The following is a 24,875-nucleotide window of genomic DNA, read 5'->3' as shown; positions in this document are numbered from 1 at the left end:
ATTCCTTTTAGCGTCGGTGAGGTGGGGCTTAGCTTTGGGCTTCGGCGATGCTCTCGCGTGCGGCATTGGCAACCGCAGCAGAGGTAAAGCCAAACTTTTCGAAGAGCTCATCGCCGGGAGCGGAGGCCCCGTAGTGCTCTAGGGAGACGTTGCGGCCGAAAGTACCGGTGTACTTGTGCCAGGACTGAGCGAGGCCGGCTTCGACGGAAACACGGGCCCTCACGCTGCTGGGCAGAACCGATTCGCGGTACTCTGCGTCCTGCTCGTCGAACCACTCCAGGCACGGCGCGGATACCACGCGAGCGGCGGTACCCTCGCTTTCGAGCTGCTGGGCGGCCTCGACGGCTAGCTGTACCTCCGAGCCGGTGGCCAGCAAGATGACATCGGGCTCGTCCTTGGAGCCTGCGACCAAGGTGTAGGCGCCGCGGCGAACGCCATCGCGTGCCTTTTCCTTGGTGCCTTCCAAGATGGGGAGGTTCTGGCGGCTGAGCGCAAGGCCCTTTGGCGCTGCCTTGTATTCCATCGCCGCAGCCCAAGCTTGCGCGGTTTCATTGGCATCGGCAGGCCGGATGACGGACAAATTCGGAATGGCGCGCAAGGCCGACAGGGTCTCTACCGGCTGGTGGGTAGGGCCGTCTTCGCCCAAGCCAATGGAATCGTGCGTCCACACGTAGTAGGTATCGGTAGACATCAGCGAGCCGAGGCGCACTGCCGGGTACTGATACTCGGAGAAGATCAGGAATGTACCGCCATATACGCGGGTATTTCCGTGAAGGGCAATGCCGTTCATGATGGCGGACATTGCGTGCTCGCGGATGCCAAAATGGAGGTTGCGGCCATAAGGCTGCGCGGACCACTTATTGGTGGTGATGTTTTCAGGGCCGAAGGAATCCGCGTCCTTAATCACGGTGTTATTGGACCCCGCCAGGTCGGCCGATCCGCCCCACATTTCCGGCAAGGCGGCGGCCAGCGCCTGGATGGTCGCCTCAGAGGCTTTACGGGTGGCAATCGCGTCACCTGGCTCCCATACGGGGAGCTTGGCATCGAAGTTCTCTGGCAATTCGCGGGCGCTCATGCGGTCAAAGAGCGCCTTATTCTCGGCGTTGTCCGCCGCCCACGCGTCGAACTTCTTTTGCCACTGCGCGTGCTTTTCGGCGCCGCGCTCGCGCAGCTTGCGGGTGTGGGCCAAGACCTCATCATCAATGTGGAAGGTCTTTTCTGGGTCGAAGCCGAGGACTTCCTTGGTGGCGGCAACTTCGTCATCGCCAAGCGCGGCACCGTGGACGCCGCCGGTGTTCATCTTGGTGGGGGCGGGGTAGCCAATGACCGTCTTCACGCGGATGAAGGAGGGGCGCTCCGTTTCCTGCTGGGCATTGCGCACTGCCTCCTCAATGGCAACGACGTCCTCGCCGGACTCAACGGTCTGGACGTGCCAGCCGTATGTCTCATAGCGCGCAGCGACGTCTTCGTTGAAGGCGATATTGGTGTCATCCTCGATGGAAATGCGGTTGTCATCCCAGAAGACAATCAGGTTGCCCAGCTTCTGGGTGCCAGCCAAAGACGATGCCTCAGCGGTAACGCCTTCCTGCAGGTCGCCGTCGGAGGCAATGGCATAGACATAGTGATCAAAGGGGGATTGGCCGGCCGGTGCCTCAGGATCGAAGAGGCCGCGCTCTTTGCGGGCGGCCATCGCCATGCCTACCGATGATGCCAGACCCTGGCCGAGCGGGCCGGTGGTAATTTCCACGCCATCGGTGTGGTGCACCTCAGGGTGGCCAGGGGTAAGGGAACCCCAGGTGCGCAGCTGCTCGAGATCTTTCATCTCCAAACCGAATCCACCCAAGAAGAGCTGGATGTAAAGGGTCAGGGAAGAGTGGCCGACAGACAATACGAAGCGGTCGCGGCCTGCCCAATTCACGTCATTGGGGTCGTGATTGATAACGCGCTGGTAGAGAGTGTAGGCGAGGGGAGCCAGCGACATCGCCGTGCCTGGGTGCCCGGAGCCGCAATTCTGGACGGCATCGGCAGCAAGCACGCGCACGGTGTCGACCGCGCGAGTATCGGTCTCTGTCCAGTCGTCCGGATAACGGCGCTCGACCATAGCTTGCAGGTCTGGGGACAAATTATCTTTCGACACGGTATAAGGCCTCGCTTAACTCTAGGCGTTAATTACTGAACTCCCACACAGTCTAGTTACTTTTTTGACGGTGGTGCGGAATTATTGAAAGCTGCGGGGAACCGGTAAGCTGGCATGGCTAAGCGGTGTATGGCATAGCATTAGTTACTCTCTGCATTTCCGCTGCATTGATACGATCCATGTGTAGCGCATTTTAAATGTGAGCCATAGTGTGAATTAATTCTCCGGAACTTTTGTGCCGGGGTGTGCGACCACTACACCGTGGGCATACCGCACTGTGTAGCGTGTGTGCTGTAGATCAACGTCTGTTCAGATAGTGGAGGAATTCCTTGGAGACCATCAAGGCCTATTTTGCGCTAACGAAGCCGAGGATTATTGAACTCCTCCTCGTGGCCGCAATTCCGGCGATGCTCCAAGCGCAACGGGGCGTTGAGGCGGTCTCTGAAAATATCTGGCTCATCATTTCCACCATTTTCGGCGGATGGATGGGCGCTGCGGCCGCCCATACCTTTAATAATGTGGTCGATTATGAAATTGACCAAAAGATGCAACGCACCCGCGCGCGGCCGCTAGTGCGCGCCACGATTTCGAAGCGGAATGCGGCGATCTTTGCCTGGATCATGCTCGTGGTGTCGGTGCTTTGGCTGGGCATCCTCGCAAATTCTTGGTTGGCCGCGTTCTTCGTCATCCTCACGAACTTTTTCTACGTCTTCGTCTACACCAAGTTTTTGAAGATGCGCAATGCCCAAAACATCGTGTGGGGCGGTTTAGCGGGGTGCATGCCGGCCATGGTGGGTTGGGCAGTCATCCGCGATAACGCGCCAGCAGGCGAGCCCGACCGCTGGTGGCAGGCAATAGTCCTATTCCTTATTATCTTTTTCTGGACCCCGCCACACACTTGGGCCTTGGCCATGAAGTATAAGGAAGATTACCGCAAGGCTGGAGTGCCGATGCTGCCGGTAGTGGCAACGGAACAAGAGGTAACCCGCCAGATTGTGTGGTATTCCGTCGGCACGGTCATCGTCACGCTGCTTATCGTTCCTGCGGCATCGTGGATTTACCTCATCGCCGCCGTAACTTCTGGCGCGGTCTTCTTATGGCTAGCCATCCGCCTGCACCAAGGCGTAAAGAAAGGCGCAAAGGTAAAACCCATGCGCCTGTTTATCTATTCAAATAATTACCTATCGGTACTCTTTATTGGCCTGTCTATCGATGCCGTCTTGGGTTGGGAACCAATCGGCCGGATGCTCGGTTGGTCCGCCACCCTGTTTTAGATTCCAGCAGCACGGTCAAGCGTGAGCCTTTGTAGCTCGCGCTTCTTTCTGCTTTAGTCCTGCTTTACCCGCAGGACAATAGAACCGGTGGTGCTGCGCGATTGTAGATCGCGGTGGGCCTGCTCTGCTTCCTCCAGGGGATAGGAGGCCGATACGTTGAACTTGAGGTCTCCGTCCATGACGGCCTGGACGACCGCTTGCGCGCGCATCTGGAATTCGCCCTCTTGCGCCGTCCACGCGCCGAGCGAAGGCCGGGTCAAGAAGATAGAGCCATGCTTATTGAGCAGCTGGGGATCGATGGGCTCAACCGGGCCGGAAGCAGCACCAAAGAGTGCGACAGTGCCGCGCGGACGAACGGCCTCGAGCGATTCGAAGAAGGTGGATTGCCCCACGCCGTCATAGACCACATCGACGCCGCGGCCGCCGTTAAACCGGCGAACCTGCTCGCCCAGGCCATCGCTGTAACGGAAGACGTGGTCGGCGCCGCACTTGTACGAGATCTCTTCCTTTTCATCGGTGGAGACGACCGTGTAGACCGTTGCGCCCAAAGAGGACGCCATCTGGGTCAAGAGCTGGCCCACACCGCCCGCACCAGCAGTGATGAGGCACGTGGCGCCTTTGCCAAGCTCATACACGCCGTGGGAAAGGAAGTGGGCGGTCATGCCCTGTAGCAGCATGGAGGCAGCGATCTCGGTGGGAAAATCATCCGGTACGGCGACAAGGCCATTCCGGGGGACGCAGACCTGCTCGGCATAGGAACCAAAGGCGTGGTGCCATGCCACCAGGGTGCCCTCCGCAATTTCTCCCTTGGGATCATGGACAACGCGCCCCGTTCCCTCAAAGCCAGGGATAAAAGGCGTCTGGGCGTTATAGATACCCTCGCGGTAGTAGGTATCGATATAGTTCACGCCCGCCACGGTGACATCGACTAAGACTTCGTCCTCAGTGGGCGTGGGCGCAGGAACCTCGGCGTAGCGCAGGACTTCCGGCCCGCCCGTTTCTGTGATCTGGATAGCATGCATAGGGCCATGCTATCCCACAAAGCCCAGTAGCTGCAGAAAAATGGTGTTGCCTAGGTCCTAGACGGCGGCGCGTTCCTCTTTTAATGCGTGCTGGCGAACGGCGTATTTATCGTCGCCGGCGGGAGAGCCTGAGATGAGGTCTGGCGTGCCGCCGACGCGGTGGCGCCCGTGTGCCCAGAGCAGGGCGGTAAAGCCGGTGACCACGGCGGACATACCGATGTGGAAGGGGACCGTCCACCGCGGCACACCCAGGTAGAACTGCAAGACGCCCACCGCCCATTGGATGAGGATGCAGACGATAAGGACCCACCCGGCCCTCTTGGTCTCCTGCGGGGTGCGGTGCTTGTACAGCAGGAAGACGGTAATGGCGGTAAAGATGAGGTAGACGTACATGCACATGGCGTGGGCGATGGCCATGGACTCGGTATCTACATCCAAGCGGCCGTCCATTCCCACTCCGGAGTCGCCGGAGTGGACGCCAGAACCGGTCACCATGGTGCCAGTAATCAGGACGATCGAGAGGGCGATGGTCGCAATGACGGCGATGATGCGAATAGCTTGTGGGAAGCGCGGCTGTGCGGTGCCATCATCGGGTTCTTTGATGCGGGCGTACAACATGCAGGCAAGCCACACCAGCACCATGGAGGGCAGGAAGTGAAGCGCCACGGACCACCAGCGCAGATCCAAGTGCACGGAGATGCCGCCGATGACGGCCTGCAGGACGATGCCGGCCACGTTGAGCCAGGCATAGACCCTGAGCTCAGGACGGCGGCACGCCATATACATGGCGATGACTGCCGCGCCGGCGGCGGCGGAATCGACGAAGGTGAGTAGGCGGTTACCAAATTCAATGATCTGGTGGATTGCCGGGGCTGCGCCTTCGACCGGCACCAAGGAACCAGGCTGGCATTGGGGCCAGGTGGGGCAGCCCAGGCCGGAGCCAGTGACGCGGACGATGGAACCAGATACGGTGATGCCGCCTTGGCAGAAGATCAGGATCAGCGCGATGAGGCGCTGTTGCTCCACGGTAGGGACGGCTTCTTTAAAAAAGCGTTTAGTTCTGGTCCAGTAATTCACAAGCTGCATCTTACTAGGGGGTGTGTAGCGAGCCGAAACCTTTGGCTCTATTTCGCGGGGAACTGGGTATAACTCACATTTAGCCGTCGAAGCGGAACCAACGAACGGCCGCATACGACGCCACTGCCAGCCACGCGGTCAAGGAAATGAGCTCGATGCCGGGGAAGATGGAATTGGAGGCATCGGCAAGCGCGCCCGCTAGCGCCACCGTAGGAACGATATTGAGCAGGCCATTATCGCCCAAGCCTTGGGAGTACAGGGCCCATCCGACGATCGCCAGCAGGATGAACCAAATGAGGTTAGCCAGTGCGAGTACGGCCTCAGAGCTGAGGGTCCCGCCAAGCACCAAACCCATGGCGGTAAAGGCAGCGACGCCAAATATGAGCGAGACGATCATGAGCAGGATGCCGGGCGCACTGATGCGCAGGCCCAAGGCAAAGGCCGTGGCACCGAGCACGAGAATCTGGAATACCACCATCGTCAACACGCCGATGATTTTGCCGCCGATAATCGCCCATGCCGGTACGCCGGAGGCGCCGGTGCGCTTTAAGGCCCCGTAGCGGCGGTCAAAGGCCAGGGAAATGGCTTGCCCGGTAAAGCCAGCCGATGTCGCCGCCACCGCAAGCACCATGGGAAAAACCTCGTGCAGACCATGGCCGGTGGTGGATTCCAAGTGTGCGGTCCCAATCAGGATGGCGAGCGGGATAATGATGCTGAGCAATTGTTGCTCGCCGTGGCGCAGCATGAGCTTGGCCTCCATGCCGCCTTGGGCAAGGATGATGGCGACTGCACTCGCCCGCTTGGGTGCCGGGCGGAAGGTGCCGGGGGAAAACGTTGCGCTCATAATCGGGGGCCTACTCCTTGAAAATTCAAAGTGGTGGTTGTAGGTACTGGTGATTCTAGGATGAAGACAGGACACAGGGCTTCATCAACTGCGCAAGTGCCTGCCTGTGAGATCGAGGAATACTTCCTCGAGGTTCCGGTGGTGGGATTCCAGGCTTCGCAAAAGCACGCCTTGCCGGGCGAGCTCGGCGGCGAGGGCGGAAATCAGTTCCGGCGAACTGGGCTGGCTCACCCTGTAGTGCAGCGGCCGCGAGGCGGTCGTGGGGATCCCAATTCGCTGCAAGGCGTCCAAGTCAACTGCGGAGTTGGCGCTAAAACTAAAACCGGCGCCCTCGCCCTGGGAGGTAAGTTCTGCCGGGGTTCCCTGCGCCACGAGCGCGCCGTGATCCATGATGGCGATGTGATCTGCCAGCGATTCAGCCTCATCCATCAGGTGGGTGGTCAATATAACGGTGGCCCCGTCGCGCTTGAGGGCGCGGATGAGATCCCACACGGCGAGACGGGATTGGGCGTCCATGCCCGCGGTGGGTTCATCGAGGAAAACCAGCTCTGGCCTGCCGATGACCGCGAGTGCGAGCGATAGCCGCTGTTGTTGCCCGCCGGAAAGCCGCCGGTAGGACGTGCGTGCAACGCCTTGCAGGCCCAAGGTTTCTAGCAGCCATTCCGGTGGCAGTGGATTGGCGTTATAGCGAGCCGTCAATTCCAACATCTCTAGCACGCGGATACCTGAGTAGGATCCGCCGCCTTGCAGCATGATTCCCACTTTTTCGCGCACCTTATCTGGTGCGGTGCTGGGGTCAAGGCCCAATACCTTAATGGAACCTGCGGTGGGGTGGATAAAGCCTTCAGACATTTCGATGGTGGTGGATTTGCCAGCACCATTGGGCCCAAGCAGGCAGAATATTTCGCCATGTGCAACGCTCAGGCTGAGCCCGTTGACGGCTGCCGTGGGGCCAAATTTCTTTACCACACCTTCCAAGGACAGGGCGGGGCTATCGGCTGGAATTACATTCACGGGTGCCTAGTTTAAGACACGGATTCCATTTCGGCGCATAGCAACCCACCACACTCCGGCCACTACGGCGAATGCGCAGGCAGCGGCGATATAAATGGAAAGCACCGTTCCCGCAGGTAGGCCCAAGCCGCGCGGGAGTACGAAAAAGCTCATCGCACCGGTATAGGCAACGACGCTAAACCGGAAGATGTGCCGGTTCGCCCACGCCGCCAACGGCAAAACGGCCCACAGGATGTACCAGGGGTGGACCACTGGGAAGAAAATGACGAGCACCAGGGTAGAAATTCCCAAGCCGCCGACGGGATGGATATATCCGCGCAGGGTGGCATACAGCATGCGGGCCATGAAGGCGACGGCGACCAAGACGCCGAAACTGCGGGTGATGGTCAATATGGCGTCTGTATGGTCCCCAAGCCCTAAGAACATCCCGAGGAAACCGGCGCCCACTCCCACAGCCGTGGATAGGGAAAGCCAGGAGCGAATCGTGGCGGCGCCGCCTTGCCCGGTAATCCATCCGAGGTTAATGCCCGTGATGAGGCTGATGAGCGCAATGGTGGCTATGAGCACCGCAGCCTGCACGGCGATGGCCGTGAATAAGGCCTTCCAGCGCGGCACGCGCGCCTGCACGTGCAAGTGGCGGGCATAAGCCATGCCGATAAAGCCGAGCCCAATAAAGCCGGTGACCTTGACCATTCCGGCGCTGGATAGGAAAATTCCCGAGGCTATCAGCGCTAAGTAGGCCCCTCTTTTATCCTGCCCCAGCTTATCGATGCCCCTTAATCCAAACTCCATGCCCAACAACGACAATCCAAGCATGATGGATTCATTATGAATACCGCCGACGAGGTGAAGGATGGTCAGCGGGTTCAAGATGCCGAGCCATAGTGCGGAGGCAGGGGAGACGCGGCATCGCTGAGCAAGCTGCGTGATGGCCCAGCCGGCCACGATGATTCCTACGATGGAAAGTAGGCGGTGGGCGATGACGCCTAAGACAATGGAATTTCCGGTGGCGATGCTGACTATGGCCGCCAGCCCCAGGGCAACTGGCCCATAGGGCGACGGTGAATTTGCCCAGATAAACGGAACGGAACGCGCGAGTTCGTTGCCAGCACCCAAGAGCTGCACCGGGCCGGCGGAATAGGGATCCATCCCTTGGGCCACGATGGAGCCATTGGCCAAATAAGAATAGATGTCTTGGGTAAATAAGGGAGCGGTGAAGATGAGGGGGATGACCCACCCAGCCCACGTGATCCACAACTGGCGCGGGGACACGAGCCGGCGGGAGCGACCGCTGGCGGGCTCGCCGGGTCGCGCCTGGCGCAGCGGGGTGCCCACGAATGGGGCTAGGAAAATCCAGGCAGTAACTAAAAGCCCCACGCCCACCATGACAAGGGCAGACGAGGTCTGCAGCATGCGTGACATGAGCGAGCCAAAGGGCACATTGTCATAAGGGTTGCCCACTACAGGCAGCGCGCCTGCTCCCAAAGCGCCAAAGGCAATGAGGAGGGATCCGACGGTTCCGGCCCACCGCAAGATGAAAAAGGTGCGCTTTTGGGAGACCGTGGTGTGCTGGAGAACCTCTGGCGCTTGGGTGATGAAATCGTAGCGAGTATCACCGGCTTGCGCGCCTGTTCCTTCAGCGTGCAGCTGCGCGGAACGAGAACCTGCGGTACCCAAGCGTGGCAATTCTGCCTTAACGCTATCGAGTACTCCCCGTAGTTTCCCTTTCATGGCTTTAGACCTTACGCGAGGACCGCGGGGTGGGAAATTCACCCCCGCCGCCACGCCCGGTAACTGCAATGGTGGCATTCCGGAATGAATTAAGGAACACTAGTGTTGTCTAATGATGAAAGCGCAGTTATGGCGCTTGCGTAGCGACGGCAATTTCGGCGCGACGGAGCGCGGTGGCTGCAGGCAACTGACCTAAGGAAGGGAGGTTTTAGGGCATGGGTAACTCACAGCGCGCGGCAGCGGCGCATGTGGCGGTTAAAGAATCGCGGTCCACGGATGGTGATACCCGCCGCCAGGTACTGCTGCTATTGCTTAAAGATGGCCCTGTAACCGCCTCTTACCTGGGTGAGCGCCTTGGTCTTTCGACCGCCGGGATCCGCCGGCATTTAGACATTCTGGTGGAAGAAGAACTAACGGAAGTTGTCGAGCGCCGTCCAGTTTCTCGTTCGCGGATGCATTCCGGAGCGGGTCGTGGGCGACCGGCAAAGCACTTCCGCCTGACGGATCGTGGGCGTGCGCAATTTGGCCACGCCTATGATGAATTAGCTTCTGAAGCGTTGACCGCGCTGCGCTCTGCGGGCGGTTCAGAGGCTGTAAAGAACTTCGCTAAGGCTCGGTTTGAGCGCATCATCGCCGATGTGCGTCCCTTCGTGGACGCGGAAGAATCGGTTGAGGAAGTAGCGCGCAAACTGGCTGAAACCCTGGATCAGCACGGGTACGCCGCAACCGTGGACCGCGCTGGCCAGGGAGTGCAAATCTGCCAACACCACTGCCCGGTTGCCCATGTGGCGGCGGAGCATCCCGAACTGTGCGAGGCAGAGCAGGAAGTCTTTTCCGCCCTCTTAGGCAAACACGTACAACCTTTGGCGTCTATCGCAGATGGCCACGGAATTTGTACCACGAATATCCCCTTGACACCTGTCAAAACTAATACTGAAAGGAGCGAGTCATGACCCAGGCACAATCGGCACCTGACAATAAGATGACCGATGATGAGATCATCGATTCTATTGGTGCGTATGAGTACGGCTGGCACGACTCTGACTCGGCCGGCGCTTCTGCCGCCCGTGGCCTGAACGAGGACGTTGTCCGCGATATTTCCGCAAAGAAGGGCGAGCCCGAGTGGATGCTGAACCAGCGTCTCAAGGCTCTGAATATCTTTGATAAGAAGCCTATTCCCTCTTGGGGAGCGGATCTCTCCGGCATCGACTTTGACCAGATCAAGTACTACGTCAAGTCCACCGAAGAGCAGGCGCAGACCTGGGACGACCTCCCGGATGATATTAAGGCCACCTACGATAAGCTGGGCATCCCTGAGGCGGAAAAGCAGCGCTTGGTTGCCGGCGTGGCCGCACAGTACGAGTCTGAGGTTGTCTACCACCAGATTCGCGAGGACCTGGAAAGCCAGGGCGTTATCTTCGTCGATACTGATACCGCGCTGCGCGATTACCCGGAGCTTTTTAAGGAACACTTCGGCACCGTTATTCCTGCCGGTGACAATAAGTTCTCCGCGCTCAACTCCGCAGTGTGGTCCGGCGGCTCCTTCATTTACGTGCCGAAGGGCGTGCACGTTGACATCCCGCTGCAGGCCTACTTCCGTATTAATACCGAGAACATGGGCCAGTTCGAGCGCACCCTCATCATCGTGGATGAGGATGCCTACGTTCACTACGTGGAAGGCTGCACCGCGCCCATCTACAAGTCTGACTCCCTGCACTCCGCGGTAGTTGAGATCATCGTGAAGAAGGGCGGCCGCTGCCGCTATACGACGATTCAGAACTGGTCCAGCAACGTCTACAACCTGGTGACCAAGCGCACCAAGGTGGAAGAAGGCGGCACCATGGAATGGGTCGATGGCAACATCGGCTCCAAGGTCACCATGAAGTACCCGGCCGTGTGGATGACCGGACCGCACGCTAAGGGTGAGGTACTTTCCGTCGCCTTCGCTGGCGAGGGACAGTTCCAGGACACCGGTGCGAAGATGACGCACATGGCGCCCTACACCTCCTCCAATATCGTCTCCAAGTCCGTTGCCCGCGCCGGCGGCCGCGCTGCTTACCGCGGCTTGGTGCAGGTTAACCAGAATGCGCACCACTCCACGTCCAACGTGGAATGCGACGCCCTGCTCGTGGACAATATCTCGCGTTCGGACACATACCCGTATAACGACATCCGCAACGAGTATGTCACGTTGGGCCACGAGGCAACCGTTTCACAGGTTTCTGAAGAGCAGCTGTTCTACCTCATGTCCCGCGGCATTGCGGAAGAAGAAGCAATGGCAATGATCGTGCGTGGCTTCGTTGAGCCGATTGCTAAGGAGCTGCCGATGGAGTACGCCCTCGAGCTCAACCGCCTCATCGAACTGCAAATGGAAGGATCGGTCGGCTAAAGAAATGGTCGCTTCGAACGAATTCAATCCGGATAAGATCACCAAGGGTGACGTCTTTACCTCTACCAACGTGGAGGATTTCCCGGTACCGCACGGCCGCGATGAGGTCTGGCGCTTTGTTTCCCTGCGCAAGCTGCGGGGCCTGCACAACGGGGAATTTGCTCAAGCGGTTGCCCAGGACGTCAAGGTAAGCGAGCACCCAGGCGTTTCTGCGGAGACTGTAGACCGTGACGATGAGCGTCTTGGCCGCGTGGGCAAGCCTTCTGACCGCGTGGCTGCCCAGGCATGGACCTCCATGCCCGAGGGTCAAGTGGTAACCGTTGACCCTGAGGTGCAGGTGGAAGATCCCATCACCATTACCTATACGGGCACGGGCGAGGACGTGACCTCATTCGGTGCCACTTCCATCGAAGTTGGCCACCATGCAGAAGCCACCGTTGTGCTGAAGTACGTTGGTTCCGGCACCCACGCGGATAACGTGGAGTTCATCCTCGGCGATGGCGCGCACCTGACCGTCATCGTGGATGTCGACTGGGAAAACGACGCGGTGCACCTGTCTAACCAGGTAGCACAGGTGGGACGCGATGCCGTGCTGCGCCATAACTCCGCCATCTTCGGCGGCGAGGTCGTGCGCATTGTCCCGCGCGTGAACTTCACCGCTCCCGGCGGCGACGCCGAGTTGCTGGGTGTGTACTTCGCCGATTCTGGTCAGTACTTCGAAAACCGCATGCTCGTGGATCACTCGGTTCCGAATTGCCGGTCCAATGTCCTGTACAAGGGCGCATTGCAGGGTGAGAAGAAGAACGAAGCTCGTACCTGCTGGGTAGGAGACGTGCTTATCCGCTCCAACGCACAGGGCACCGATACTTATGAGACGAATAATAACCTCATCCTTACGGACGGTGCGCGCGCTGACGCTATCCCGAACCTGGAGATTGAGACCGGTGAAATCACCGGCGCCGGCCACGCCGCAACGGTTGGACGCTTTGACGATATCGAGCTGTTCTACCTGATGTCGCGCGGCATTCCGGAGGCAGAGGCTCGTCGCCTCATCATTCGTGGCTTCTTCAATGAGGTCATCCACCGCATCCCGGTGCAATCCCTGTCCGAGGAACTGGAAAACCGCATTTCCGAAGAACTGGAAAAGATCTCCGCTTAACGCACTTACAGAAGGAAACCCACACACTATGTCTACTCTGGAAATTAAGAATCTCCACGCCCAGGTTCTGCCGAACGAAGAAAACGGCGAGCCCAAGGAAATCCTCAAGGGCGTCAACCTCACCATTAACTCCGGCGAGATCCACGCCATCATGGGTCCGAACGGCTCCGGCAAGTCCACCTTGTCCTACACCATTGCTGGTCACCCGAAGTACGAGGTCACCGAGGGCGAGGTGCTTCTCGATGGCGAAAACCTCCTCGACATGCCCGTCGACGAGCGCGCTCGCGCCGGCCTATTTTTGGCCATGCAGTACCCAACCGAGGTGCCGGGCGTAAAGGTATCGCAGTTCATGCGCTCCGCCGTGACCTCCATCCGCGGCGAGGCCCCCAAGCTGCGCGAGTGGAATAAGGAACTTACTGAGGCTCGCGAGAACCTGAAGATTGATAAGTCCTTCATCTCCCGCTCCGTCAACGAGGGCTTTTCCGGTGGCGAGAAGAAGCGCCACGAGGTCATGCAGCTGGACATCCTAAAGCCCAAGTTCGCGGTCATGGATGAGACCGACTCCGGCTTGGACGTTGACGCGCTGCGCATCGTCTCTGATGGCATCAACCGCTACCAGGATGACACCAATGGCGGCATCTTGATGATTACCCACTACAAGCGCATCCTGAACTACGTGCAGCCTGATTTCGTGCACGTATTCGCTAACGGCCAGGTTGTGAAGACCGGCGGGGCCGAGTTGGCAGACCAGCTTGAGTCTGACGGCTACGACCAGTTCCTGCAGTAAAGACCAGCCCAGTGCTGGTTCATCCTCGATGAATCGAAGAAGTTTTATGTCTGGATTTGATGTAAACGCAATTAGGGAGCAGTTCCCAATCCTGCAGCGCACCGTGCGCGGCGATAAGCCGCTGGTGTACTTGGATTCGGGGGCCACCTCCCAGCGCCCGCTGCCGGTGTGGAAGGCAGAGGAGGAGTTCGTTCTCCATACCAACGCCCCCGTCCACCGCGGCTCTTACCAGTTGGCCGAAGAGGCGGATAACGCTTATGAGTCGGCCCGGCAGGCCATTGCCGCGTTCGTTGGTGCGGACCGCGATGAGATTGCCTTTGCGAAAAACGCCACCGAGGCGCTCAATGAGGTTGCCTATACGCTTTCCGATGAGCGCGCGGGCGAGCTGTACGTAGGAGAGGGCGATACCGTCGTCATCACGGAGCTTGAGCACCACGCCAACCTCGTGCCTTGGCAAGAGCTCTGCGAGCGCACCGGTGCCACCTTGAAGTGGTACTCGTTGACTGACGATGGCCGCATCGACTTGGATTCGCTCGAGCTCGATGAATCCGTCAAGGTCGTTGCGTTTACCCATCAGTCCAACGTCACTGGCGCGGTTTCCGATGTCGAGGAAATGGTGCGCCGTGCTCGCGAGGTCGGCGCCATGGTGGTGCTCGATGCCTGCCAGTCCGTCCCGCATATGCCGGTAGATTTCCATGCCTTGGATGTGGATTTCGCTGCGTTCTCGGGCCACAAGATGTGTGGCCCCAATGGCGTGGGAGTGCTTTACGGCAAGGACGAATTGCTGCGCAAGCTTCCTCCGTTCCTCACGGGTGGATCCATGATTGAGGTAGTGAAGATGGAAGGAACCACCTTCGCGGAACCACCGACGCGATTTGAGGCGGGAACCCAGATGACCAGCCAGGTCGTCGGCCTCGGCGCCGCTGTGAAGTTCCTCGAGGAGGTGGGGATGGACAATATCCATGCCCACGAGCAGAAGCTCACCGCTTATGCCTTGGAACAGCTCCGCGAGATTCCAGGGCTGCGCATCATCGGCCCAGAAACGGCTGAGAACCGCGGCGCGGCCATCTCCTTTACCGTGGAGGGCGTTCACCCGCATGATCTGGGTCAGGTTCTTGATGACCAAGGAGTATCCATTCGCGTTGGCCACCACTGCGCATGGCCGCTGCACCGCGCTTGCGGTGCGCAGTCGACCGCGCGCGCTAGCTTTTACCTGTACAACACGGAAGCCGAAGTAGATAAGTTGGTAGAAGCCATTAAGGCCGCCCGCGATTTCTTTGGAGTTGCCTAATGAACCTTGATTCGATGTATCAAGACGTGATCTTGGATCACTATAAAAATCCGCAACACGCGGGGTTGCGCGAGCCATTCCAAGCGGAGGTTCACCACGTGAACCCCTCGTGCGGCGATGAGCTCACGTTGCGCGTCAACCTTTCCGCGGACGGCAAGACCGTTGAAGATGTGTCCTACGACGCCGAAGGTTGTTCCATCTCGCAGGCATCGACGTCCGTCATGGCGGAAGAGATCGTCGGCTTGCCCTTGGAGGAAGCCAATAAGAAGCTTGCCGAGTTTGAAAAGATGGTCACCTCGCGTGGCCAGGACGAGGGCGATGAGGACATCATCGGCGATGGTGTTGCCTTTGCAGGTGTTTCTCAATACCCGGCACGAGTTAAATGCGCGCTGCTAGGGTGGAAGGCTTTTCAGGCCGCCACCGCAGACGCGCTCAATGAAGTGGAGAAGTAAATGACCGATCCCGTAGATCCTTACCAGAACGAAAATTCGTCCTTCAGCGCAGGCGGTGAGCGGCCAGAGCAGACGGAAGAACAGCTGTCGAAGGCCTTTGATATCACCGAGTTCATGCGCGATGTCATCGACCCGGAGCTCGGCATCAACGTCGTTGACTTGGGCTTGGTCTATGACCTGTGGCTGGAAGAAGAGGACGGCAGAGAGCTCGCCATGATCAACATGACGTTGACCTCGCCGGCCTGCCCTTTGACCGACGTCATTGCGGAACAGGTTGAGGACATTGTTACCGGCAAGAAGCTTGCCGATGGCGTGCGTATCAACTGGGTCTGGATGCCACCCTGGGGCCCACACATGATTTCCGAAGAAGGCCGTGAGCAGCTCCAGGCTCTGGGGTTTGCGGTTTAATCACCACGGAATGTCTAAAAGGCGGCGGTAGTTTTACCGCCGCTTTTTTGCGTGAATTAGTGCCTTGGCCTTTGGTTGCTAGACTGACTTGTCGTGATTGTGACCAATGATTTTGAGGTACGCGTAGGCGCCCGCACGCTTCTCGATGCCCCCGGACAGCATCTCCGCGTCCAGCCCGGCGACCGCATCGGACTAGTGGGCCGCAATGGTGCGGGAAAGACCACGACCATGCGCATCTTGGCCGGTGAGACCGAGCCTTATGGGGGCGCGGTTTCTCGCTCGGGTCCGATTGGCTACCTTCCGCAGGATTCGCGTGAAGGCAATATCGAACAAACCGCGCGCGAGCGCGTGCTTTCTGCCCGCGGGCTGGACGATATTAAGCGGCGCATGGCCAAGCAGCAAGAGCTGATGGAAACGGCTACGGATGAGAAATTCCGCGACAAAGCCATCCGTAAATACTCCCGCTTGGAAGAACAATTCGATTCCTTGGGCGGTTACGAGGCCGACTCCGAGTGCGCTCAAATCTGCGATAACTTGGGCCTGCCGCAGCGCGTTTTAGACCAAAAGCTTAAGACGTTATCCGGTGGCCAGCGGCGCCGCGTAGAGCTGGCGCAGATCCTGTTTGCAGCCAGCGAGGGATCCGGCAAATCCCAGACCACGTTGCTCCTGGATGAGCCCACTAACCACTTGGATGCGGACTCCATTGTCTGGCTCCGCCAGTTCCTGTCCAAGCATGAGGGCGGGCTGGTCATGATTTCCCACGACGTCGAGTTGCTCGAGGCGGTCTGTAATAAGGTCTGGTTCCTTGACGCGGTGCGCGGCGAGGCGGATGTCTACAACATGGGCTATAAGAAGTATCTCGATGCCCGTGCTACCGATGAGGCGCGCCGGCGCCGCGAGCGCGCGAATGCGGAAAAGAAGGCCTCCGCGTTGCAAAAGCAGGCCGCCAAATTGGGTGCTAAGGCAACCAAGGCCGCAGCGGCTAAGCAGATGCTGAACCGAGCCGAGCGCATGATGAATGACCTCGATGAGGTGCGCGTTGCGGATAAGGTAGCCAATATTAAATTCCCCGAGCCCGCCCCGTGCGGCAAGACACCCATGAATGCCAAGGGCTTGACCAAGATGTATGGTTCGCTGGAGGTGTTCGCGGGAGTGGACCTGGCCATCGATAAGGGCTCCAGGGTCGTTGTCTTGGGATATAACGGTGCCGGTAAGACCACCCTGCTCAAGCTTTTGGCGGGGGAGGAGCGCACCGACGGCGAAGGGGGCATCGTCAGTGGCCACGGTTTGCGCATTGGTTACTTTGCCCAGGAGCACGACAATATCCATCCGGATAAGAGCGTCTGGGAAAACACCATCGAGGCCTGCCCCGATGCGGACCAGCAAGAGCTGCGCGGGCTGCTGGGTGCCTTCATGTTTTCCGGCGATAAACTGCAGCAGCCTGCCGGAACGCTGTCCGGCGGTGAGAAAACTCGCCTGTCCCTGGCTACTCTGGTCTCCAGCCGCGCAAACGTGCTGCTCCTCGATGAGCCGACCAACAACCTCGACCCCATCTCCCGCGAGCAGGTGCTCGATGCGCTCAATACCTACACGGGCGCGGTGGTTTTGGTGACCCACGATCCGGGCGCGGTCAAGGCGCTCGACCCCGAGCGCGTGATCATCATGCCGGACGGCGATGAAGATCTGTGGTCCGATGAGTACATGGAAATCGTCGAGCTGGCTTAAGCCTTATGAAGACGCTGATCGAGAGGATGCCCGCCTGGCGGGATAAGTTTTGGGTCATTCCCGCCGTAGCGGTAGCGGTAGCCGTCGTGGCTGCCGAAGGCATGTTGGCGCTCGACCGCAACTTCGATCTGGCGCTCTCTCGACTCTATGACGGCAGCGCGGAAAGTGCCCAAGGCCTGCTCACCGCAGTGGCCACCGCCACGCTGTCTCTGGCCGGCACCCTGTTCTTTATCACCCTGACCGCGCTTTCCGGCGTGGTGACGGTAATGGGCCCGCGTCTATTGCACGAATTTTTAAAGGACCGTTCCATCCAGTCCACGCTGGGGATCTACCTGGCGACCTTTACCTATTCGCTGCTATCTCTACGTGCCGTGCGTGCTGGTGGTGAAGGCAAGCAAGAACACGTCCCCTCGCTCAATGTGGCAGTCGACATTGCCTTGGCGCTTATATGCGTGGTCTTTTTGATCTACTTCATCGTCCACATCGCGCAGTCCATTAGCATGTCGCATGTGGTGCACGTGGTGGCCCAGGATGTGGAAGAGCACATGCGGCGCCTTATTGAGCGTGGCGAGGAAGAGAAGGTATCAAAGGCCCCGGGTTCGGATTTCTATGAATCCGCCGATGCAGCCCGCAGCTCTCAAACGGGTTACCTGAAATTCGTGGACTACGAGTCCATTGCGCAAGCAGCGGCCGAAAAAGAGTGTGCGGTTCACCTAGGCGTAGCGCCCGGCGATCTCATGCTAGAAGGCGAGGTCATTGCCCACGGCGTGCCGCACCTGCCGGAAAACATTGAAAAGCACATCGTGGTCACGCAGCACCGCGAGGATGCCTCTGCGCACGACCCGCGGTTTACTGCCCGGCACCTCGCAGAGATTGCCGCCCGTGCCCTGAGCACCGGCGTCAATGACCCTTATACGGTCATCGATATCATTGATCGCTTCACGCAAATCTTAGTGGTCATAGGGGACAAGCGCCTGCCACAAGGCATTATGCATATCGATGGCGAGTTCCGCTTGGACTATCAAACCTTTAGCTACGAAGAGATCATTGAGGCGATGTTCACCCAAATCCGCCGCGATGCGGCCGATAATGCCGAAATCTATCTCAGCCTGCTCAATAACCTAGCTAAGGTGGTGGCACTGCTGTGCACCGTGGAGCGCCGCAATGTCCTAGATGAAGCGGCAGAGGCTATCTACTCCGATGCGGGCCGCCAAGTCGGTGGCGAGGTGGAACTGCGCCAACTAGAGGATTCTTTTCAGCACTTCAAAGCGAACCTCGCCCGGTGGGAAGAATCCGAGAAACCGGGCGAGGAGAATGAGGACTCCGAGTCCTAGCGGAGCCTTGGCGCGCTTGCCCTAGGCACGTTTCCCCCCTAGGTGTGGAGTACTCCACACCTAGTTACGGAAACCATGCACCGGTGCAGGGATGAAGCCGCCGCGGTTAATGAATTGCGAGTTGCCCACCGTATTAACCGGGATGATAGGGGCATAGCCCAAAAGACCACCGAAGCTGACCTCGTCGCCCACCTTGGCGCCAGGCACCGGAATGACGCGCACGGCCGTGGTCTTATGATTCATCACGCCGATTGCGGCTTCATCTGCAATCATGCCGGAGATCGTGGCCGCCGAGGTATCGCCGGGCAGTGCAATCATGTCAAAGCCGACCGAGCAGATCGCGGTCATGGCCTCCAACTTGTCCATGGAAATGGAACCGGACTTTACGGCATCGATCATGCCCCTGTCCTCAGAGACGGGGATGAAGGAACCGGACAAGCCGCCCACGCGCGAGCATGCCATCATACCGCCCTTCTTCACGGCATCGTTAAGCAGCGCCAATGCCGCCGTCGTGCCGTGCGTGCCCACCTGATCGAGGCCCATGTGCTCGAGGATGTGCGCCACGGAATCTCCAAGTTCTGCCGTGGGAGCCAAAGAGAGGTCAATGATGCCGAAGGGAACGCCGAGGCGCTCGGAAGCCATATTGCCCACGAGTTGGCCGGCACGGGTGATCTTGAAGGCGGCCTTTTTCACTTCCTCTGCAACCTGATCCAGGGTTGCACCTTCCAAAGAGCCGAGAGCGCGGTCCACCACGCCGGGGCCCGAGACACCGACGGAAACAACGCAGTCAGGCTCCTCGATGCCGTGGAAAGCACCGGCCATAAACGGATTATCGCCCACGGAATTGGCAAAGACGACGAGCTTGGCGCAGGCGATTGCGGAATTATCCTTGGTCAGCTCAGCGGCTTCCTTGATGACCTCGCCCATCTGCTTCGTCGCATCCATGTTGATGCCGGCGCGAGAGCTGGCGATATTTACCGAGGAACACACCACGTCCGTATCAGCCAAGGCTTCTGGGATCGAGGCAATGAGTTTTTGTTCTGCGCTCGTCGCGCCCTTTTCTACCAGCGCGGAGTAGCCGCCGACGAAGTTAACGCCCACTTCCTTCGCGGCCTTATCCAGCGCCCGCGCGGCATCGACGGGGTTGCCGTCCAAGCCTGCGACAACGAGGGAAATGGGGGTGACGGAGATGCGCTTGTTGACGATCGGGATGCCGAGCTCACCTTCGATGCCCTCGCATACCTCAACCAAGCGGCCCGCTTGCTGCGTTACGCGGTCATAGATGGCCTGGCAGGTTGCCTCCATGGTAGAGCGCGTGCATCCCAGCAGGGAAATGCCCATCGTCACGGTGCGGATATCGAGACGATTGTTTTCGATCATCTCGATGGTGTCCAAGATATTGGTGGTATTAAAACGCGTGCTCATGTTAAATCTCGTTCATGGCGGTAAAGAGGTCTTCGGACTGAATGCGGATGGATTGCTGCTTTTCCTCCGCAACTGGGCGCATCCTCTCCTTAATGGTTTGGATGGATACGGCATCCGCGTCGAATTCGACGCGGAGGATCATGGTGAAATAGTCACCCATAATGGTCTGCGAGACATCAATGACGTTGATGTCCAGATCAGCAAGGGTCGTGGTCACTGCGGCAATGATTCCGGTGCTATCGGCACCGGTGACGGTCATAATGGCATACATAACCAGTATTCTATCTGGTTCGGTGGGCAACGCTCGCACCACGGTCGTAGTATGTAGAAACTTCGCCGCGAAACAGCCGCTGCAGCATAAAAAATGCGCTGTTACCATGGGGCGCTATGACTGATACTAAGAAAAAGATTTTGTACATTGGCGGACACGGCAAGGTTGGACTGCTGGCGGCTCCAAAATTAGCGGCGGCCGGCCATGAGGTTCACTCTCTTATCCGTAATCCAGACCAAAAGGCCGATATTGAGCAGGCCAAGGCTACGCCGGTTATTGCAGATATTACCGAACAATCCGTTGACCAGTGGGCAGACCTATTAGCAGATTATGACGCGGTTGTGTGGGGTGCCGGAAACGGTGGCCGTGGCGGTGCCGAGCTGACGTGGGCGGTTGACCGCGACGGTGCCTTGGCCGCCATCGAGGCCCTAGAAAAGCTGGGCAAGGATGTCCCGCAATTCGTCATGATTTCTTATGTCGGCTCCCAGGTCGCGACGACGGACCCAGCCGATGAAAAGTGGTATGCCTACGTGGAATCCAAGAAGGAAGTGGACAACCGCTTGGAGGATAGCTCCATCCCACACATCATCCTAAAGCCCGCTGGCTTGACGGAAGAGCCTGCGCAGGGGTTGGAATTCGTCGCGGACAAGATGCTGCAGGAGGGCCAGACATCGTCTCGTGATTTGGTGGCAGACGTCATCGTAGAAGTATTGAACCGCGAAGAGCTTCCAGCATCCCCAGTCGTCTTTGTTGACGGTGACCAGCCAGTAAGCTCCATCAAGTAAAAAGCTGGCCAGGCTACCTATGAGTGTTTCGCGCCCAGCCGTATTGCTTGACTGCGATCCAGGGATAGATGACTGCCTCGCCTTGATGTACTTGGCGGGGCTGCATCACGCAGGCGACATCGAATTGGTGGGCGTGAGCACGACTGCTGGCAACGTCGAGGTTGAGCAGACTGCCGCTAATGCACGGTGGATTCTGGATCTTTGTGGATTGCCCGAGGTTCCCGTCGCCCCAGGGCGGCCGGCTGCGCTCGAAGTTGAGTTGACCACAACCCCGGAGACCCACGGTGAGTCGGGCTTGGGTTATCTTTCTTCGCCTGGGCACGATTTCGGTGATATCCAGTGGCAGGACTTGTGGTCGACCGTATTTACCCGCTATCCAGGGCTGCACCTTATTATTACTGGGCCAGTAACTAATTTGGCAGACTTTGAGCGGGAGAATGGCGATGCGGTTGCGCGGTGCGGCTCGATCACCATCATGGGTGGTGCCGTTAATTATCGCGGCAATACGACGCCGACGGCGGAATGGAATTTTTGGGTAGATCCGCACGCAGCAGCTCGCCATTTCCGGGCTACAGCGGCACCACCCAGTACGCTGTGCTCGCTCGAGGTTACTGAGCAATTTCTGATTACCCCAGAACGGCTAGCAGAAATTGAGGCGCTACTTGGTCAACACCCGATGACGAAAAAATTGCCGGAGATTCTGCGGTTCTACTTCGAGTTTCATCACGCGCAAGGAGAAGGCTACCAAGCCCAGATCCACGACCTTTTGACCTGCATTATTGCGTTAAATAGGGTACCGTTCGAGGCCGTAGAAACGACTATCGATGTGGAAGCAGACTCTGCCTTGCTACGCGGTACCAGCGTCGCGGATCTCCGCAATCATTGGGGCAAGCCGGCTAATGCCTCGCTAGTGACCAACGCGGACATTCCAGCCGCCCACCGTGAGTTCGACAGGGCACTTCGCATTTTGGGCGCGCGTGTTGCTCTAGACGAATAAATCTTTTACCCTAATCCGCAGCGCATACGCCACATTTTCCCTTGCTGAGGTGACATAGGCTGGGACTTAAAAGAGCAGTGTGCTCATTCTCCTTTATACATTGATGGATTAGGAATACCTCTATGCCTCAGCTTTCTCTTACCCCTGCCCGCCGGGGGATGGTCATCGCGGGCGCCGCGTTAGTCGTCGCCACGTGGATCTATTTGGTGCTTTTCCGCCCGACCGATTGGGAGTCCGTAGCGGGCTCCGCCGAAGCCTTGATTACCTTGGCCGGCTACCTCATTGGTGCAGCCTTGCTGCTTGCCGGCACGGTACCATCGCTGCCGGCTCGTACCATCGCCATTATCCCCATCGCCTTAGTTCTTAATATCGTGGTGGGCCAAATCATCGGCTCGAGCGGAATTCCGCTGTATATCGACTCCGTGGGAACCATCTTGGTGGCCGCGCTCGCCGGTCCCATTGCCGGACTCGCTACCGGTACGCTGTCCTCAGTAGTCTGGGGCTTGCTCAACCCGATGGCCCTCCCATTCGCCGCCGTTTCCGCTGCTACCGGCTTCCTTTCCGGCTGGGCCATTCAAAAGGGCGCGTTTACCAAGATCTGGAAAGTCATCGTCAGCGGTGCGATTATTGGCATTATCTGCGGCATGCTGGCCGCCCCCGTCGCCGCATTCGTCTACGGCGGTACGGCTGGTGTCGGTACCGGCGCGCTCACGTCCCTTTTCCGCGAACTGGGCAACTCGTTGATTGCGTCCGTCACGATGCAGTCCCTCATCTCCGATCCATTGGATAAGGCTGTCGTCTTCCTCATCGTGTGGGCTGCCGTGAAATCCTTGCCTAAGCGCACCCGGGAATCCCTGCAGCCTCGCTAATGTATCGCCTTCACCCGTCGACGGTCCTCACCATTGCTGCGTGCGGTTGGCTACTTATCCTCGGGCTCAATAGCCCACTAGTCTCTGCACTCGTGGCAAGCACAATGCTTGCCTATGGCGTGTGGGCCACGAGGTCCATTGCGATCGTCTTGGCATCCGGTGCGTTAAGCGTCCCGGTGGCCTTATCGATGTTGGTGATCCACGCCCCCTATGGTGATAACCAACTGATTCCGCTTGTCACAAGCGATGGCCTGCTCATTGCCGCTACATTAGCCCTGCGCTTCTTCGCGTTAATGGTGTGCTTCATCGTGGCAATGTCCGTGCTGCGAATTTCCGATATTGCGAAATGGCTTCAAGTCTCGCGCGCGGGGCACAAAATTGCCTACATCGTTGGTGCTTCACTGCAATCTTTACCTCAAGGCGCGCAAGCATGGCGGACCGTCCGCGATGCCAACCAGCTGGCAGGAATCAAAATAACGTGGCGCAATACCATTTCGCGGGTGGTAATCCCCGTGATTTCGCGCCTATTGATTCAAGGCACCGAGCGTGGCCACGCCCTTGCCGCCGTGGGCTTTGATGAAGAGGGGACTAGAACCCTTTTGCGGCCAGTGCCGGATTCAGCAGTGTCTCGCATCCTGCGCTACATCGTTCCCCTTGGAACCATAGGAGTCATGGTATTTGTATGGATATAGACGATATTCGATTGAGTAAAGGAAACATCGTCCAAGTACTTGTTCCTTCGGATGCCATCGCAGAAAACGTGGCGCAAGACCTCGGCGAAAAATTTTGTACGTCCGCCATCATTGGCACTGACTCCTCGGCCCAGATGAGCTTTTTGCGGGATACCTGCATCGAAGAAGTGGTCCTGGGCTTAGAAAATCAAGGCGAAGCCCCAGCACGCATGCAGGTGCAGGGAGAAGAAATGCTCGCGGCGGTGGGATTGAGTGATTACGCAGAGAAGAATCCCACCCAGCTCTCTGGGGGTCAGACTCGGAGGCTCGCTGCTGCGTGCGTGGCAATCCGCCAGCCCGAGGTGCTTATTATTTGTGAGCCAACCGCGGGGCTGGATCCCACATCGCTGACCATGATGGTGCAACTTTTGCATTCGCTGCGCAATACGTGCGTTCTTGCTGTGTCATCGATGCATTGGCCCGAATTGGGTGGGAAAGTCGTAGGAGAGATCCCGCAACCAACCCCTATAAACTTGGAAGCGATTTCGTCAATTGGATCGCAAGAATACCTCGGCCCGCTTATGGCGCGCCGCGGTGAAGAAAAGAAGCGTTGGTGGCAATCGGCGAAGCCTTCCGGAAATACCTTTAGCGTCGGGCCAGTGACCATCCCCATTCGTGGCGGCGGCGTGACCTGGTTACGCGGGGCAAATGGTACGGGAAAAACGTCACTCCTGCGCGCCGCCGCCGGCCTTGATGGGGCGCAGCGCCCAGTAGAGCCCATGGGATTAGTCCTACAATCCCCTTATGATCAGGTAATATATTCCACCTTGGTCGACTTCGTTCCAGATAGTGTGTTACGGGAGCTGCTAGGGCTTGATTCCGATGCGCACCCATTAGATCTCTCCGCCTCTCGGCTCAGGCTGGCCCAAACGGCACATGTGATGGGGATGGATCATGCCATCTTACTCATGGATGAGCCTGATAGCTTGCTTTCGCTAAGGGACCGTGCGCTGATGCATAATCTGATCCACGCAGCGCTCGAATCAGGAACGGCAATCGTCCTCACGTGCCATGACCCAGGATTCGTCGCAGAGATCGCGCAGTATGTCAGCGTCCAAGAAGTGGAACTTTCTAGTACCGGCAGTATGTCAGAAGGCACCAACTAATCGCGGCTGCGCTTAGCCGCCGCCTTCGCCTCCCTCTTAGTAAAAGG

At 58.4% G+C, this 24,875-nt stretch carries 23 protein-coding genes; 15 read left to right on the top strand and 8 right to left on the bottom strand.

All coding sequences use genetic code 11. The features are described from left to right. Positions 1-28: 28 nt before the first annotated feature. Positions 29-2,101, bottom strand: a complete 2,073-nt coding sequence (gene tkt, locus ACLI1T_RS06210) for a transketolase (protein ID WP_411703300.1) — start codon at positions 2,099-2,101, stop codon at positions 29-31. A gap of 365 nt (positions 2,102-2,466) precedes the next feature. Here tkt and ACLI1T_RS06205 point away from each other — a divergent pair, with 365 nt between their 5' ends. Next, entirely contained in the window at positions 2,467-3,411 is a 945-nt protein-coding gene (locus ACLI1T_RS06205) for a heme o synthase (protein WP_239268188.1), read from the top strand. A gap of 53 nt (positions 3,412-3,464) precedes the next feature. Here ACLI1T_RS06205 and ACLI1T_RS06200 read toward each other — a convergent pair whose 3' ends face one another. From ACLI1T_RS06200 to mptB, 5 genes are all read right to left on the bottom strand, one after another. Then, positions 3,465-4,433 (bottom strand): quinone oxidoreductase, encoded by a 969-nt coding sequence (locus ACLI1T_RS06200; protein ID WP_349853082.1) that lies wholly within the window; start codon positions 4,431-4,433, stop codon positions 3,465-3,467. Positions 4,434-4,490: 57 nt separating this feature from the next. Next, positions 4,491-5,519 carry a COX15/CtaA family protein gene (locus ACLI1T_RS06195; protein WP_284869665.1) on the bottom strand — a complete coding sequence of 343 codons (1,029 nt, stop codon included), beginning with the start codon at positions 5,517-5,519 and terminating at the stop codon, positions 4,491-4,493. Between the two features lie 70 nt (positions 5,520-5,589). Continuing rightward, complete coding sequence (locus tag ACLI1T_RS06190) at positions 5,590-6,354, bottom strand: ABC transporter permease (protein ID WP_411702200.1); 765 nt, start codon at positions 6,352-6,354, stop codon at positions 5,590-5,592. Between the two features lie 84 nt (positions 6,355-6,438). Next, the gene (locus tag ACLI1T_RS06185; RefSeq protein WP_284869667.1) at positions 6,439-7,368 is read right to left on the bottom strand and encodes an ABC transporter ATP-binding protein; all 930 of its coding nucleotides are present in this window, start codon (positions 7,366-7,368) and stop codon (positions 6,439-6,441) included. A gap of 6 nt (positions 7,369-7,374) precedes the next feature. Continuing rightward, a complete protein-coding gene (mptB, locus tag ACLI1T_RS06180) occupies positions 7,375-9,099 on the bottom strand; it encodes a polyprenol phosphomannose-dependent alpha 1,6 mannosyltransferase MptB (protein ID WP_349853080.1) in 1,725 nt (574 codons plus the stop codon). Between the two features lie 215 nt (positions 9,100-9,314). Between mptB and ACLI1T_RS06175 the strand changes: the two genes are divergently transcribed. From ACLI1T_RS06175 to ACLI1T_RS06135, 9 genes are all read left to right on the top strand, one after another. Then, a complete protein-coding gene (locus tag ACLI1T_RS06175) occupies positions 9,315-10,052 on the top strand; it encodes a metalloregulator ArsR/SmtB family transcription factor (RefSeq protein ID WP_349853079.1) in 738 nt (245 codons plus the stop codon). Next, a complete protein-coding gene (gene sufB / locus ACLI1T_RS06170) occupies positions 10,049-11,488 on the top strand; it encodes a Fe-S cluster assembly protein SufB (RefSeq protein ID WP_005283048.1) in 1,440 nt (479 codons plus the stop codon). The genes ACLI1T_RS06175 and sufB overlap by 4 nt, the downstream gene beginning before the upstream one ends. A gap of 4 nt (positions 11,489-11,492) precedes the next feature. Beyond that, entirely contained in the window at positions 11,493-12,647 is a 1,155-nt protein-coding gene (gene sufD / locus ACLI1T_RS06165) for a Fe-S cluster assembly protein SufD (RefSeq protein ID WP_411702199.1), read from the top strand. A gap of 28 nt (positions 12,648-12,675) precedes the next feature. Further along, entirely contained in the window at positions 12,676-13,434 is a 759-nt protein-coding gene (gene sufC, locus ACLI1T_RS06160; RefSeq protein WP_005279139.1) for a Fe-S cluster assembly ATPase SufC, read from the top strand. A gap of 46 nt (positions 13,435-13,480) precedes the next feature. Further along, positions 13,481-14,725, top strand: coding sequence for a cysteine desulfurase (locus ACLI1T_RS06155; protein ID WP_126319072.1), 1,245 nt, complete (start codon positions 13,481-13,483; stop codon positions 14,723-14,725). Next, entirely contained in the window at positions 14,725-15,177 is a 453-nt protein-coding gene (sufU, locus tag ACLI1T_RS06150) for a Fe-S cluster assembly sulfur transfer protein SufU (protein ID WP_005279143.1), read from the top strand. The genes ACLI1T_RS06155 and sufU overlap by 1 nt, the downstream gene beginning before the upstream one ends. Next, entirely contained in the window at positions 15,178-15,585 is a 408-nt protein-coding gene (locus ACLI1T_RS06145) for a metal-sulfur cluster assembly factor (RefSeq protein ID WP_411702198.1), read from the top strand. It begins immediately after the preceding gene. Positions 15,586-15,678: 93 nt separating this feature from the next. Next, the gene (locus ACLI1T_RS06140) at positions 15,679-17,310 is read left to right on the top strand and encodes an ABC-F family ATP-binding cassette domain-containing protein (protein ID WP_411702197.1); all 1,632 of its coding nucleotides are present in this window, start codon (positions 15,679-15,681) and stop codon (positions 17,308-17,310) included. 5 nt (positions 17,311-17,315) lie between these two features. Beyond that, positions 17,316-18,644 carry a DUF2254 domain-containing protein gene (locus ACLI1T_RS06135; protein ID WP_411702196.1) on the top strand — a complete coding sequence of 443 codons (1,329 nt, stop codon included), beginning with the start codon at positions 17,316-17,318 and terminating at the stop codon, positions 18,642-18,644. A 60-nt stretch (positions 18,645-18,704) separates the two neighbouring features. On the opposite strand, the gene ACLI1T_RS06130 is transcribed toward ACLI1T_RS06135, so the two are convergent. Next, positions 18,705-20,069, bottom strand: a complete 1,365-nt coding sequence (locus ACLI1T_RS06130) for a PFL family protein (protein ID WP_411702195.1) — start codon at positions 20,067-20,069, stop codon at positions 18,705-18,707. Position 20,070: 1 nt separating this feature from the next. Then, a complete protein-coding gene (locus ACLI1T_RS06125) occupies positions 20,071-20,340 on the bottom strand; it encodes an ACT domain-containing protein (protein ID WP_034654051.1) in 270 nt (89 codons plus the stop codon). 116 nt (positions 20,341-20,456) lie between these two features. Here ACLI1T_RS06125 and ACLI1T_RS06120 point away from each other — a divergent pair, with 116 nt between their 5' ends. The 5 genes from ACLI1T_RS06120 to ACLI1T_RS06100 all read left to right on the top strand — a co-directional run bounded on the left by ACLI1T_RS06120 (position 20,457) and on the right by ACLI1T_RS06100 (position 24,828). Further along, positions 20,457-21,125, top strand: a complete 669-nt coding sequence (locus ACLI1T_RS06120; protein ID WP_411702194.1) for an NAD(P)H-binding protein — start codon at positions 20,457-20,459, stop codon at positions 21,123-21,125. Between the two features lie 19 nt (positions 21,126-21,144). Beyond that, entirely contained in the window at positions 21,145-22,122 is a 978-nt protein-coding gene (locus ACLI1T_RS06115) for a nucleoside hydrolase (RefSeq protein ID WP_411702193.1), read from the top strand. 122 nt (positions 22,123-22,244) lie between these two features. After that, complete coding sequence (locus tag ACLI1T_RS06110; protein WP_005283022.1) at positions 22,245-22,991, top strand: ECF transporter S component; 747 nt, start codon at positions 22,245-22,247, stop codon at positions 22,989-22,991. Positions 22,992-23,083: 92 nt separating this feature from the next. Then, positions 23,084-23,683 (top strand): ABC transporter permease, encoded by a 600-nt coding sequence (locus tag ACLI1T_RS06105; RefSeq protein WP_411702192.1) that lies wholly within the window; start codon positions 23,084-23,086, stop codon positions 23,681-23,683. Next, positions 23,674-24,828 carry an ATP-binding cassette domain-containing protein gene (locus ACLI1T_RS06100; RefSeq protein ID WP_411702191.1) on the top strand — a complete coding sequence of 385 codons (1,155 nt, stop codon included), beginning with the start codon at positions 23,674-23,676 and terminating at the stop codon, positions 24,826-24,828. The genes ACLI1T_RS06105 and ACLI1T_RS06100 overlap by 10 nt, the downstream gene beginning before the upstream one ends. The last annotated feature ends 47 nt before the right edge of the window (positions 24,829-24,875 follow it).

Origin of the sequence: Corynebacterium tuingiense, from assembly GCF_046718165.1 — a bacterium.
Classification (GTDB): Bacteria; Actinomycetota; Actinomycetes; order Mycobacteriales; family Mycobacteriaceae; genus Corynebacterium.
The sequence above is the reverse complement of the archived record's forward strand: the minus strand, read 5'-3'. Positions and strand labels throughout refer to the sequence as shown.

Coding starts and splice junctions, on each gene's coding strand:
- tkt (WP_411703300.1), bottom strand. CDS start 2,101: ATGGTCGAGCGCCGTTATCCGGACGACTGGACAGAGACCGATACTCGC.
- ACLI1T_RS06200 (WP_349853082.1), bottom strand. CDS start 4,433: ATGCATGCTATCCAGATCACAGAAACGGGCGGGCCGGAAGTCCTGCGC.
- ACLI1T_RS06195 (WP_284869665.1), bottom strand. CDS start 5,519: ATGCAGCTTGTGAATTACTGGACCAGAACTAAACGCTTTTTTAAAGAA.
- ACLI1T_RS06190 (WP_411702200.1), bottom strand. CDS start 6,354: ATGAGCGCAACGTTTTCCCCCGGCACCTTCCGCCCGGCACCCAAGCGG.
- mptB (WP_349853080.1), bottom strand. CDS start 9,099: ATGAAAGGGAAACTACGGGGAGTACTCGATAGCGTTAAGGCAGAATTG.
- ACLI1T_RS06175 (WP_349853079.1), top strand. CDS start 9,315: ATGGGTAACTCACAGCGCGCGGCAGCGGCGCATGTGGCGGTTAAAGAA.
- sufB (WP_005283048.1), top strand. CDS start 10,049: ATGACCCAGGCACAATCGGCACCTGACAATAAGATGACCGATGATGAG.
- sufD (WP_411702199.1), top strand. CDS start 11,493: ATGGTCGCTTCGAACGAATTCAATCCGGATAAGATCACCAAGGGTGAC.
- sufC (WP_005279139.1), top strand. CDS start 12,676: ATGTCTACTCTGGAAATTAAGAATCTCCACGCCCAGGTTCTGCCGAAC.
- ACLI1T_RS06155 (WP_126319072.1), top strand. CDS start 13,481: ATGTCTGGATTTGATGTAAACGCAATTAGGGAGCAGTTCCCAATCCTG.
- sufU (WP_005279143.1), top strand. CDS start 14,725: ATGAACCTTGATTCGATGTATCAAGACGTGATCTTGGATCACTATAAA.
- ACLI1T_RS06145 (WP_411702198.1), top strand. CDS start 15,178: ATGACCGATCCCGTAGATCCTTACCAGAACGAAAATTCGTCCTTCAGC.
- ACLI1T_RS06135 (WP_411702196.1), top strand. CDS start 17,316: ATGAAGACGCTGATCGAGAGGATGCCCGCCTGGCGGGATAAGTTTTGG.
- ACLI1T_RS06130 (WP_411702195.1), bottom strand. CDS start 20,069: ATGAGCACGCGTTTTAATACCACCAATATCTTGGACACCATCGAGATG.
- ACLI1T_RS06125 (WP_034654051.1), bottom strand. CDS start 20,340: ATGTATGCCATTATGACCGTCACCGGTGCCGATAGCACCGGAATCATT.
- ACLI1T_RS06120 (WP_411702194.1), top strand. CDS start 20,457: ATGACTGATACTAAGAAAAAGATTTTGTACATTGGCGGACACGGCAAG.
- ACLI1T_RS06115 (WP_411702193.1), top strand. CDS start 21,145: ATGAGTGTTTCGCGCCCAGCCGTATTGCTTGACTGCGATCCAGGGATA.
- ACLI1T_RS06110 (WP_005283022.1), top strand. CDS start 22,245: ATGCCTCAGCTTTCTCTTACCCCTGCCCGCCGGGGGATGGTCATCGCG.
- ACLI1T_RS06100 (WP_411702191.1), top strand. CDS start 23,674: ATGGATATAGACGATATTCGATTGAGTAAAGGAAACATCGTCCAAGTA.